Annotated in this window: 14 protein-coding genes and 2 pseudogenes; all 16 read left to right on the forward strand. The window is 34.7% G+C overall.

The genetic code is table 11. From position 1 onward, the window contains the following. The first annotated feature begins 5 nt into the window (after window positions 1-5). The 16 genes and pseudogenes from BAOM_RS09845 to BAOM_RS09910 all read left to right on the forward strand — a co-directional run bounded on the left by BAOM_RS09845 (window position 6) and on the right by BAOM_RS09910 (window position 12551). Entirely contained in the window at window positions 6-449 is a 444-nt protein-coding gene (locus tag BAOM_RS09845) for a DUF1064 domain-containing protein (protein ID WP_127760126.1), read from the forward strand. A gap of 803 nt (window positions 450-1252) precedes the next feature. Then, a complete protein-coding gene (locus tag BAOM_RS24335; protein ID WP_164853180.1) occupies window positions 1253-1414 on the forward strand; it encodes a hypothetical protein in 162 nt (53 codons plus the stop codon). Between the two features lie 480 nt (window positions 1415-1894). After that, a complete protein-coding gene (locus BAOM_RS09850) occupies window positions 1895-2281 on the forward strand; it encodes a transcriptional regulator (protein ID WP_127760127.1) in 387 nt (128 codons plus the stop codon). Window positions 2282-2329: 48 nt separating this feature from the next. Continuing rightward, entirely contained in the window at window positions 2330-2479 is a 150-nt protein-coding gene (locus BAOM_RS24340) for a hypothetical protein (protein ID WP_164853181.1), read from the forward strand. Window positions 2480-3167: 688 nt separating this feature from the next. Then, complete coding sequence (locus BAOM_RS09855; protein WP_127760128.1) at window positions 3168-3362, forward strand: hypothetical protein; 195 nt, start codon at window positions 3168-3170, stop codon at window positions 3360-3362. 527 nt (window positions 3363-3889) lie between these two features. Beyond that, window positions 3890-5164: a group II intron reverse transcriptase/maturase gene (gene ltrA / locus BAOM_RS09860; RefSeq protein WP_127760129.1), complete on the forward strand. Its 1275-nt coding sequence runs from the start codon at window positions 3890-3892 to the stop codon at window positions 5162-5164. Between the two features lie 859 nt (window positions 5165-6023). Further along, window positions 6024-7373 carry a branched-chain amino acid transport system II carrier protein gene (brnQ, locus tag BAOM_RS09865; RefSeq protein WP_127760130.1) on the forward strand — a complete coding sequence of 450 codons (1350 nt, stop codon included), beginning with the start codon at window positions 6024-6026 and terminating at the stop codon, window positions 7371-7373. Window positions 7374-7770: 397 nt separating this feature from the next. Continuing rightward, window positions 7771-8136, forward strand: a complete 366-nt coding sequence (locus BAOM_RS09870; protein ID WP_127760131.1) for a DUF2089 domain-containing protein — start codon at window positions 7771-7773, stop codon at window positions 8134-8136. 13 nt (window positions 8137-8149) lie between these two features. Continuing rightward, window positions 8150-8539 carry an SHOCT-like domain-containing protein gene (locus BAOM_RS09875; RefSeq protein ID WP_127760132.1) on the forward strand — a complete coding sequence of 130 codons (390 nt, stop codon included), beginning with the start codon at window positions 8150-8152 and terminating at the stop codon, window positions 8537-8539. A gap of 10 nt (window positions 8540-8549) precedes the next feature. Beyond that, complete coding sequence (locus tag BAOM_RS09880) at window positions 8550-8831, forward strand: hypothetical protein (protein ID WP_127760133.1); 282 nt, start codon at window positions 8550-8552, stop codon at window positions 8829-8831. 391 nt (window positions 8832-9222) lie between these two features. Next, window positions 9223-10098: a R2-like ligand-binding oxidase gene (locus BAOM_RS09885; RefSeq protein WP_127760134.1), complete on the forward strand. Its 876-nt coding sequence runs from the start codon at window positions 9223-9225 to the stop codon at window positions 10096-10098. A gap of 1049 nt (window positions 10099-11147) precedes the next feature. Beyond that, window positions 11148-11516 (forward strand): annotated as a pseudogene (locus BAOM_RS09890) (hypothetical protein). Next, complete coding sequence (locus tag BAOM_RS09895; RefSeq protein ID WP_127760135.1) at window positions 11513-11698, forward strand: hypothetical protein; 186 nt, start codon at window positions 11513-11515, stop codon at window positions 11696-11698. Before BAOM_RS09890 ends, BAOM_RS09895 begins: the two are co-directional and overlap by 4 nt. 1 nt (window position 11699) lies before the next feature. Further along, a pseudogene (locus BAOM_RS09900) lies at window positions 11700-12239 on the forward strand (ERCC4 domain-containing protein). Further along, a complete protein-coding gene (locus tag BAOM_RS09905; RefSeq protein WP_127760136.1) occupies window positions 12236-12424 on the forward strand; it encodes a Fur-regulated basic protein FbpA in 189 nt (62 codons plus the stop codon). Before BAOM_RS09900 ends, BAOM_RS09905 begins: the two are co-directional and overlap by 4 nt. Then, window positions 12414-12551, forward strand: coding sequence for a DUF3983 domain-containing protein (locus BAOM_RS09910; RefSeq protein ID WP_127760137.1), 138 nt, complete (start codon window positions 12414-12416; stop codon window positions 12549-12551). Before BAOM_RS09905 ends, BAOM_RS09910 begins: the two co-directional genes overlap by 11 nt. Window positions 12552-12635 lie beyond the last annotated feature (84 nt).

Raw genomic sequence — 12635 nt, forward strand, 5'->3', positions numbered from 1 at the left:
CCCATATGATTACGCTAAACCATTTTGATGGCATCGCTGAAAGTAAATATTATGAGCAGCTAAAATGGCTACTTTTATCTGAACAAATCACAAGCTTTAAATTGCAGCCACGATATTTGCTTCAAGATTCATTTAAAAAGAATGGTGTTACTTTTCGGAAGATTGAGTACATAGCAGATTTTGAAGTTCATAGATTAGATGGTTCTATTGAAGTCATTGACATAAAGGGAGCTCCACCAACAGCCGAATTCAAGTTAAAACATAAGCTTTTTGAAAGGTTGTATCTGCAAAGTCGTACTGTTCTTTTTTATAAGCCTGAATACGGTGGCTTTATAACGTGGGAAAGGTTGAAAGAAATTGAAAAGAAGGTGAAGCCAAGTACGAAAAAGAAACCTCGTGTGGGTTCTGTTGTATCGAAAAGAGCGTGGGACAGACTTTTACCTTTATGATCGGTTGCGTCAGAAGCAAGTTGCTACCATGTTGAAGCACGGGTGGGAGATTTGTGGGTAGGAGGTTTTAGATGATTAGTAAATTGAGGATTACTATAAAGGGTAAGAAAACCCTTCACTTATTTAGCACTACTAAAGAAGGTTGAATAAAAAATAAAGGTAAATGCTGTTATTACTCCCATTACGAATAGTGTGTTAAGTAAAAGTTCCATACACGTATTCCTCCTCAGAATATTTTGAACAGAATTACCTTATAAGAAAAGTGCACCTCCTATTAATGTGAGTATAATAGAAATTTACCACTGATATATGAAGCTGATATTAAGGAATTGTAAATATAGAAAAGTAAATATTGGGTTTTGTATCAGTTCCATGCCGTATAGTACGAAGATACTGCACATCTGACAAAACCATGAAACAAGAAAGGTTTTTATTATGTCAAAAATAACAGAGATATATGCACAGTATAAAGCAGGGAAAAAGTTTAAAACTGTTTCAGAATTAGTTGAAGAATCATTACACATTAAGAACCCATCCGATTTAGTGGGTAGTAATAAAGCAATGTAAGAATTGGCTAAAAAACACTCTAAATACTTTAAATGATTTTAACACACAGCTCGAAGAAACTCGAAAGGAGCAAGGCTCACTGGTGTGGAGATCTCGATGACTAAACGCCTTGCTCTGTATTACTGTATGCTTTTTAAAAATGATTGATACATGGGGAAAATCATTAAAGTGTATAAGTTAAATCAAGTTAGGAAAGGAAAAGATAAGATAACAATCCATTCGAAAGGGGTGATTCTATGTTTGTTATAAGAGGTAAATCAGGCTATAAGTTCTTCTCGACAGAACCGGATACATACGGTCAAGAAGTGCAGCATGAAACAAGAAGGAGGGCTGAGTCTATGTTAAAGGTAGCGAAAGATACTTTGCCTTTTGAAGAGTTTGAGATCGTGGAGGTCTAACAAAAAAAGTGGACGGCAAACAAGGTTAGTTTACCATCCTCTCGGCTTTCTTTTTTTAAGTGCTGCAAGAAAGAAGAAGGGTCTTATATAAATAAAAAATTCCCCGTCTGACAACGGGGAGCAATTAGAGATTTCTCTTTGATTAGACACTATTAGTATACAAGGTTGCTCCTAATTTTTTAGGGAAAATTAAAGAATTAACCAAGTTAAGGGAGTTGTTATTAATTATTATTGATTATATAGATGAACCAGATATGGAGAATGAGACGTGTAATAAAGAGGATATAAAAGGGAAATAATATTAAGTTCTACCAGCCCCCTGGAGGACACTGAATGACGCGTTAAGTGTTGTTTGGTGTCCTTTTTTGTTTTTTTATTTTAGTCTCTGGAATTAAAATGTTCAATTTTAATTTTTGTGGCAACCGAGGAGGATATTATTTGAAAACTACAACAAAATTAAAAAAAGAAACTTTCTAGTATATGGAATCTGAGTTATGTAGCTATCATGATACATTAAAAGAAATCCAGTTTTTAAGAAATAATATTATGTTCACGAAAGAGAATTACGATGAGAATGTTGGGGGCGGAAGAAGTTCGTTGCTTTCTTCTCCTACAGAACAAATAGGGGTAAGGTTAGCGACTCACAAAAAGTTGAATAACCTGGAAGAAATCGCAGAAGCTATTGAGAAAGTATATAACGTTGTAAATGACGATTATAAAAAGCTTATTCGACTGAAGTATTGGACAAAGCCACAAACGAAAACGTGGGAAGGGATTGCTGCGGAGTTACATATCAGCAGAAGGAAAGCCTTTAATTGGCGAGATCAAATTATTCAAGCTGTTGCAGAAGTGTTGGGATGGAGATAAATGGTGCCAGAAAATGCGCGATAAATATATTTAGAAAGGGTGTAGACTTTGAAAGAAGTTAGTCACGAAATTACCGAAAGAGCGAAGTATGACCCCGTTATTCATAATTACTTAATGCTTCATGAACAAGGGAGCATAACGTATCAACAATTACTTGAAAATGTTGATCTCTATCTTAGTGAAGATAAGCAATCATGAGCTAGTTAGTGAAAAAGCAAAAAGAACTTTAAAAACATTGCACTTTCGGCCTTATAAAACGTAGTAAGATGATAGTATCAAAATAAACAAGTACAAGCGTACTAAGTACCTAAAGCCTTGGATAAGGTCAAACTAGATGAAAGGGATTTAGGCGATTGTTTATTGATTATAACACTATCAAAGCCCATTTTCTCTATACTCTTTTTACTAGCGAGGGGCAGCCGTTCATACTGCCCCACCTTTATATTCTTTGTAAAGCAGACATAAACAGAATCCCGTTTTATTAAAGCGGAATAAAACTATGTACAGATTCTTGGCCTCTCTTGCTTTGTGTCTGCTTTAGAAAGTATATCCCCCTATTCGCATCCTTTACGGGTGCGTTTTTTTATGGATGGAAATGAAGCACCCTCCGGGGTGCTTTTTTTTGTTGAGGTGAAAGCCATGAAGAAATGCGAATCATGCATATGGGTGAACAAAGTAAATGAAATGACGTGGGTGTGCAAGTTCCCAAGATGCTTAAAGATGCAGGGGTTTAAGGTGGATAACGAATTAAAGAATACACCTCGTCAAAATATGTAACAAGTGTATATAGTTTTGAATAGAGTGATGTGTCGTGAATAATTTGAGCTATTCGCAGGAAGTCATCTCCCTTTGTAGAATTAAGCAGACGAAAGTGTGGTGATATAAAATGGATACGGAAAAATTAGAACTTATCCAGAGCAGGGCTATCGAAATAGCTAACGAACAAATAGAAAAATATGTACGAGGTTTAGGTGATGATAAAATAGAAAAACTAGCCGAAACTATTATTATTATTAATGCAGCAGTAACAGCTCGACTTCTCGTTGAATACGACAACAATAAAGAAGCGGGTAATATTTAAAAAGCGTCCTTTCGAGGATGCTTTTGTTTGTGTGCCAGGCATGGCAACTATCTAGGTGGTGAAAGTCCACTGTGGGGGTACACATCGACCAACCACTAAGGAAGCGCAAGGTACTTATCGTGAGGTAAGGGCTGGAGGAAGCGTGGAATAAAATCTTGGCTCGACGAACAGAAATCTGATACTAAGGCTCTATAAAGGGATGAGACTCCAAAGCAAGTCAAAGTCCAAAAGGTGTGCGTAACTTTGTAGAGTAAATCAGGCGAGTAAAAGAGGAAAGATAGTTGTCTTACCCTGGGAGGTCTTGCGGATGTACAGGAGTACAGTCGAAAAAGGTTAGCCGCAAGAAGTCAGCAGAAGCCATAGTAATGAAACCATTCATGAAGGGCTGAACAATTTATAGTGTTTCAACGCCACGAATGCGTAAGTGACGTACTCCGAATGTGTTAATGGTGAAAGTATGAGCGTATCTCAAAGAATAACCAAAATGGGGCTATCACTTACTACGTGAGAAGGAAGGAGAAACGAGTGTGGAACTTTTAGAACAGATTCTAAGTAATCAAAACATGAATGAAGCTTACTTGCGTGTTTATAAAAATAAGGGTGCAAGTGGTGTCGATGGAGTAACAGTTGATGAACTAAAGCAATATCTGAAAGAGAACAAGGATGAACTGCGCCAGCGCATCAGAACAAGAAAATACCAACCACAAGCTGCCTTACGAGTGGAGATCCCAAAAGAAAATGGAAAGATGCGCAAATTGGGAATACCAACAGTAGTGGATAGGGTCGTTCAACAAGCCATTCATCAAGTACTCAGTCCGATATTTGAAAAGCAATTCAGTGAATTCAGTTACGGCTTTAGACCGAAAAGAAGTTGTGAGATGGCTATTATAAAAAGTTTGGAATTTCTGAACGATGGACATGACTGGGTTGTGGACATTGACCTGGAAAGATTCTTCGATACAGTCCACCACGATAAGCTCATGCGAATCATATCTAATACAATTGATGATGGAGATGTCATTTCTCTAATAAGGAAATACTTAGTCGGTGGAGTTATGGTGAATGGAAAATATGAAGAAACACCAATTGGAACTCCGCAAGGAGGAAACCTCAGTCCGTTATTGAGCAATATTATGTTAAATGAACTCGATAAGGAACTTGAGAATAGAGGACTTCGATTCGTAAGATACGCAGATGACGCTCTCATCTTTGTGAAAAGTGAGAAAGCGGCCAATAGAGTGATGGAATCAATCGTGGGATTTATAGAAAAGAAATTAGGGTTGATAGTCAATGTAGAAAAGAGTAAAATCTCCCGTCCAAAAGATTTGAAATTCTTAGGATTTGGATTTTATTACGATTTTAAGAATGAGAAATATCAAGTAAAACCCCATCTCACATCCATACAAAAACTTCAAAGGAAGCTTCGAAAATTAACAAAGCGAAATTGGAGTGTTCCGCTGGACTACCGAATTCTAAAACTAAAACAAGTCATACTTGGGTGGGTTAATTACTTTAGAATCTCGAATATGAAAAAAGCGATGACTGAGATAGATAAGAAGCTTCGCTCCAGAATTAGAGTGATCATCTGGAAGCAATGGAAGGTAGCGAAGAAACAAATCAAATCGCTTGTCCAATTAGGGATTCCAGAGGAAGAGGCGAAAGGATTAACTTTCTGTCGAAAAGGTTATCGGTACATCGGACTATCAAAAGTTGTTCAAAGAGCAATCTCAAACAAAAGACTAAAGCAGAGGGGGCTTCCCTCTGCTTTAGAACATTATCTAAAAGTACACACTGTAATATAAATTGAACCGCCGTATACGGAACCGTACGTACGGTGGTGTGAGAGGGGCGAAAATAGTTAAATTAATTTCCCTCTACTCGATTTCAAATAAATGCAGTCTTTGCACTAGAACCTTAGTTTTTAATAGTTTAATAAAACGAGGCAATTACCACCTCGTTTATTCAAACATTATTAATGATTAAAAAGGACCCCAAAGACTGGGATGCCCACAATGAGAAAAATGCTGAACACTTTACTTTCATACCTACAGTCTTTGTTACAAAATACATACATGTATTTTGTCTTTTAAAGGGTAACGCTCGAGAGAGGCTCCTTTTTTATGTCAAATTCGTGAAGTCAAAGAATTTACTTACTCCAATGATGAATTAATCAGAAAAGGAGAGGTGGTATATATGAAAAGACTAGCCGAAATTCATTGTTGAGATTGTTGCCTGAGACTGGAACCAGACGATGTAGTTAACATGGATGAAATTCTAGAACGTTAACACACGACTTTTGCAACTCTATGGGGTTTAAGATTGAAGATACCGGGACGTATGAGGAGATAGCGAAAAGACGCCTGTACTATTATAAAAAAAGGTAAAGGCTATTCCCGATTAAGAAGAGTGTTTACTTTATGAATTAAATTGGTCAAAAATTGTATTTGTAGATTTTTTAATAATTAAGAAGACTAATCTCATACTATTTAAATTTGGGGATACTTATCTAATCTAAGACGTAATCAGTTAAATAAAATGGGAAGTGGGTTTCTTTTTATATTTATTTAAAGGTTGTTTTATTTTAGTTTCGGTAATATAATATGTCGGTGTAGAAAATTCGGAAAAATTTAATTACTTAAAGTGAACGTGTGGGGGACAACTATGTCGGGGAAATTTCCAACTTCTTATATTATTGTTATCGGTTTAATGCTGTTTGCATTATTTTTTGGGGCAGGTAACCTCATTTTTCCTGCTATGCTTGGTCAATCTGCCGGGGAAAATATCTGGGTCGCCAATGCTGGATTTCTAGTTACGGGTGTCGGTTTACCATTGATTGGTATTCTGGCTTTTGGATTTTCGGGTAAAGATAATTTACAGTCGTTAGCTAGTCGTGTTCATCCGATATATGGTATTGTTTTTACAATAATTTTATATTTATCTATTGGTCCCTTTTTTGCAATTCCTAGGGCTGGGACTGTATCATTTGAAATTGGCGTTAAACCATTCTTATCACAAAATGGGGATTCTGTACCTTTATTAATTTTTACCGTTATTTTCTTTGGATTAACGTGTATTTTGTCTTTGAATCCATCTAAAATTGTTGATATTGTTGGAAAATTCTTAACGCCAATCAAATTAACTTTTATAGGTATCCTAGTAATAATTGCTTTTATTTTTCCTATCGCTCATTTTCAAGCACCTATACCTGATTATCAAGTTTATCCATTTTTTAAAGGATTTCAACAAGGATATTTGACAATGGATACCTTAGCTTCTTTTGTTTTTGGTATTATTATAATTAATGCGATTAAAGAGAAAGGTGCTACGACCAAGAAACAAATTATGAGTGTTTGTATTAAAGCGACAGGAATCGCTGCAATCATACTCGTTCTTTTTTATACAGCTATTGCTTATATGGGAGCATCAAGCGTAGGAGAACTTGGATATTTAGATAATGGGGGAGAAGTTCTAGCGGGTGTTTCCCACTATTACTTTGGTTCATATGGTAATGTACTTTTAGGCCTTCTTATAACAGTGGCTTGTTTAACAACAAGCGTTGGCCTAGTGACAGCTTGTTCGTCATTCTTTCATAGTCTATTTCCTAAAATCTCTTATAAAGTCATTACGATTGTTTTATCAATTTTTAGTGCGATGGTTGCTAATATTGGTTTAACACAGCTTATCACTATTTCAGAGCCTGTCTTAACGGTGATTTATCCACTTGCTATCGTGCTGATTGCCTTAACCTTCTTACACTCATTATTTAATGGTCAGCGGGAGGTCTATCAAATCAGTTTGCTATTCACATTTATTATTAGTCTATTTGACGGACTTACTGTAGCTGGTTTTCAATTTCAGAGTGTCGATGATTTCTTTCATCAATTTGTGCCGTTATACAGTATCGGTCTAGGTTGGGTACTACCAGCTATCATTGGAGGCCTATTAGGATATTTTATTAGTAAATTAAAACATAAAAAGTATACAGTATTAGAAGATATTAAACAGAAATAACCATATTTGAATATTCTCAAAGAAGAGGCGTTCATAAAAGTATAATACTTTATGAGCGCCTTTATTTTTAAGTTCTAAATCATTAAATAATACATCAATGCTAATGACTGCTGAATCATCATCAGTTGGACCATGGATTATTAATCAGCATCTCAAAGTCTAAGTAATCGTGCTCATTATGCAACTGGAGGTGTTTTAACCAAGAGAGAGGGATGTCTACAAGTTCAACCATTATGGTAAATATAATAATTGAATGAATAATTAAAATGGAAAATTAATAATATTAAAAAACAAATTAATATTATTAATTTTTTAATCGGTAAAATTTAAATTTTATTATTTATATTTTTTATTTCTTGTTATATAATCGAATCAACTAAAAGGAAGGAATTTCATTATGGCTTATAAAGTAATCACAAGTTGTCCTGTCTGCAGTAAAACATTGAAAATTACAAAGTTGCAGTGCTCTCATTGTCACACTACGATTGAAAACGAGTTTGAATTATCTAAGTTGGCATCATTATCAAAGGATCAACTTCATTTTGTGGAAGTATTTTTAACATGCAGAGGGAATATCAAAGAAGTTGAAAAGGAACTGGGGATTTCGTATCCAACGGTTCGAGGCAAGCTAACAGACATCATTTCATCCCTTGGATATGTGCAGAAGAAGAAAAATGAAGTAGACGAGAAAAAAGTTGTCACCATGTTGGAGAATGGCGAAATCACACCAGAAGAAGCCATTAAGCTCTTAAAAGAGGAATAGGGAGGAATTTATCATGAAAGAGGAAATTACAAGAGTGTTAACAATGGTTCAAGAAGGGAAGATTGATGCAGATAAGGGGTCAGAACTGATTCAAGTATTAAGAGAGAAAGAAGAGACAGGTAATAAGCTTTTTGAAAAACCGACTAAATATTTAGATAAAACATTAAAAATTCGTGTTGTATCAGCCGAAAACGATAACGTCACGGTCAATTTGCCTATAAAACTTGTCAAGGTAGTATTAATGGCTGGACACAGCATCGCAGCGAGTATTCCTCAATCGGAAAAATACGTTAAAGATATAGATATAAACCTTATTATTGAAGCAATCGAAAATGAATTAGATGGCCAAATTGTTGATATTAAATCGGCAAACGGAGATACCGTTTCGGTCATCATTGATTAGTGATTTGCTTATGATGCATGTAAAAGTGAAAGCAAAAGATGTTCGGTTTACCATCCCGATTCCATATGCTATTTTAAACATTGTTATTTCCGTTTTGTCTTCAAAATTTTTTCAGCAAAATGCAAACAAATGGACAAAAGAGCACTTCGAAAGAAAAAAACTGGACTTCACCTTTCCACTAATAGACAAAAAAACGCTAAAGCCTATCGTCAAGGAACTGAAAAATTATAAGGGGATCGTGCTAGTAGATGTCAAAGCTAAGGACGGTACTGAGGTTAAAGTTAGATTATAATTTATTATAGAATACACCGACCACTGACTGGCCCTTTGAAGAAAAAGCCTAATTTCTCAATTTTAATGCTGAGAAATTAGGCTTTTAATATTGGAATTTCCTCAACTTTGTAAATCCGCCGCTACTCCTTATTATTTGTTCGTTTATAAGCTTTAAGAGCTTTAAAATAATCAAATTTTATTTGAAAAAGGATGTAAAATTCAAATTATTCAAAAAATAAATTGACAATTACAACGGGAAAAATATAATAAAATGGAATGAACACTCATACTTTCTTCTATGTCACATCCTGATTGTAAATTTTCTCCCTCTATAGATTTAAACTTCAAAAGCTTATCATAGTATCGTCCCATTTCACGTTGAAATCATAACCAATTTAGGAGGAATGTTGATGCGTCATTATGTGTCTACTAGTCAAAAAGGAATTAATCGGGACTCACTGCCATTTAAACTATATGAGAAGGCTAAAAAATTTGGAACTTGGGATCCTAACAACATTGATTTTAGTAAAGATAAAGCTGATTGGGAATCATTAAATACGGACCAGCAAGATACACTTCTTCAACTAATTTCCTTTTTTTACGGTGCTGAGGAGGCCGTAACCCATGATATTCTTCCACTTATTTATGCAATTTCAAAAACAGGACAATATGAGGAAGAAATGTATTTAACAACCTTTTTATTCGAGGAAGCGAAACATGCAGACTTTTTTAGTCTTCTGTTACAAAACATCGGTATTAAACGAGATTTAAATTCTTTTCTTTCACCTGTCTATAGAAAGGTATTTGATGAAATATTGCCAGAAACGATGGGCCGCCTATTACATGACCAATCTCCTGAAGCCATTGCGGATGCCTCCGTTGTTTATAATATGTTTGCAGAAGGAGTACTTGCTGAAACCGGGTATTGGGATTTTTATGAGAGTTTAGCTAAAATTAAAAAAATGCCTGGCCTCCTAGAAGGGATTACCCATATTAAAAGAGACGAGTCAAGGCACATTGGATTTGGAACCTTCCTATTACAACGTCTTATTTCTGAGAATCCACATTTATTAGACCGTATTTTAAATAAACTCCAAGGATTAATGCCAATTGCAATCAAATTGAGTGAAACGATGCGCTTTGAAGAAGTAAGTCCATTTGGTGTAAAAAAATCAGATAGTCAAGCTTTTATGGCCAAACAAATGAATGCAAGGATAGAAGTGTTGAAGCGAGCTCGAGGTAAAAGCTTAGACGAGATTTACCGTACGGAAATTATTTTTGAATAATTAAAAGTCAAGGTGGAAAAGTCACTCCAAAACAGTTTCTTTGGATATATAATATTATTAATCTAGCGCAAGAATTGAATAACGATGGACTGTTTCAGCAGTCCATTTTTCTTGTTCTTTAATCAACTAAAGGGGCAGCAGTTTAATACACAAGAGATCAAAATTAATACGGTATAATTTTCCTGATAGCGTTTTGGAAAGAGATGTAATATGATTAGGGCAATCTTGGAATTATTCTATATCACATCTATTATTTTTATTCTGGGTAGTTTAATGAGAGCCTTAGTTAAGCATAGTCTATGCAAGTATAGAAATAAACGTAGATAATACTACTGGTGGATGGTTTGTTGGTATAACAATTTTACTATTACTTTTGTATTGTATAGAAATCGTCTTCAATTTCCAGAATTTTATAATGAGGAAGGAAATAAAAAACTCCCAAAGAAAATTAGTGTATCTTTGATTTGTTTTTCAATTTTTATGATAATCGCTGCGCCTTTATTTCGCTAACTGGGAACATTAGTTTAAGAAGGATTTATTGATTTTAGGACTGAGATCTTATTTTAGTTATTCCAGAAAAGGGCGCGTTAATGCAATAAGCTTATACTCTAAATAAGGCATTATATACAAGATTGTATGCATAACTTGTATATAATGCCTTGTTTTCCATGTGAAAAAGCATACTGCCATAAACGATACTTTTGTATGCTCGACCAAAATATGACCAAAAACGGTCCATATTTATATATTTCTTATTGCTAGTTCAATATGAAGAAGTGCTTGAAACCCCTATCATATAAGAGTTTCGCATTCTGCTACATTGCTCATTTCCAACATCATATATGTCTAATAGACAAGTTCATCTATGGGAACTTGACCAATATATGCGTCTATATTAATCAAACGAAAGCCTTGATACTGCTAGTATAGGGGCTTTTTTTATTAACGGGCAATATAATAGTTTTCCGCCTATTTTAACGACTGCCCGATATTTGCCCCATTTTGCTTTAACGGAATCTCCTTTAGTTTTAGATGGTAATGACTTGTACATGGAGTATCCAGAGAATATCTATCCAGAACTTGAAGAGTTAGCGAAGAATTATTAATCTCGTATCGTTGCTTATTTGAAAGGTGAGTATTCAGGCAATAATCACAATGTAAAACAAACTGTGGACAAGATTATTAATTTCTATGTGGGCATCGACCAAGATATAAACGGAAAAATAAACGATTGGCTTAACCATGACGGTGAGGCCACCAAGATGGTTATGGAATTGACTATTGAACTTTCATATAACGGATGGAATAAAGTATCGGAGCCAATTTGCAATTATGAGAATAAAGTAATAGATAAATTATCTAAAGAAATTTTTGAACGAGCGATGGTTTATTTCAAGAAAGGAGTAGTGATGGGATGAAAGAATTTATAGAAGTATTAGAAAAACGTTATAACTCTTCACGTTTAATAAATGTAAATAAAATCATATCTGTTTTAGATGATCAAATCTTTGTTGAATATCCAACAGGTGTAGAAATAATTAGACATGAAGGAACTTATGAGGAAATTAAACAAAAAATTCAAGAAGCTATGGGGTCCTAATATGAACGCTATCCATTACAGATGCTCAGACACAGAATTAAAAACAATCCTGGACACATTAGAAATTATTGTGGATACCAGGGAGCAAAATAATCAGCATGTGCTTGATTATTTTCGAAAAAAGAAAGTACCATTCAAGATTCGAACTATGAAAACATGTGATTATTCGGTTATGAATCCTAAAAATATTGAAATGGGAATTACACGTGATATTTACTTAACAGCTGGATTGGAAAGGAAAAATGAAGTCGATGAGCTTGTGGAAAGTATCAAAGATCGTACTCGTTTTGAAAATGAATTAATACGGGCTTTTAAGAACCCATTCGTCTTGATTGTGGAGGAATTAGAAGGATAGCAAAAAATATTAAACGGCATGTATCGCAGCAAGTATGATCCGAAAGCTTTGCTTGGCAGTTTAAAAACATTTGAGGTTCGGTATAACTTTTCAACTGTATTTCTTTCAGCTAGTACAACAGGGAACTATATCTATCATCCTTTTTTCTATATGGCTCGTGAGCTATTGAAAAGAGGTTCTATATGATTAGTTCGGTTCCTGTTAAACGGTTAAACAAAGCTATCGTAATTCAGAAAGATTTTTTCAAAGCAGAACTTTTGAATATGGGTTATTTTAAAACGCCTGATGGTCGGCAATTGTACGAACTTTCATTACGCGATCTTGAGCACATCTATCAAAAAGAGAAAGCGAGGTTGAGATATGACGAATAAAAAGAAACGTCACTTACGTAACTCTTTGGCCAAGCGTGAGAAAGCAATTGAGGAGATTAAGACAGATAGAGCTTTTAAAAATTATTTTATTAAAAAGGGGATATTTCTGAAAACAAAGTCGAATTAACGATAACTAATCCTGAATACGATTGAGGGTGAAAATATATAAACTCTTACTTACTAACTAGTTTCCTTGTGTATAAAGGCAAGA

The sequence above is a fragment of the Peribacillus asahii genome, assembly GCF_004006295.1.
GTDB classification, from domain to species: domain Bacteria; phylum Bacillota; class Bacilli; order Bacillales; family DSM-1321; genus Peribacillus; species Peribacillus asahii_A.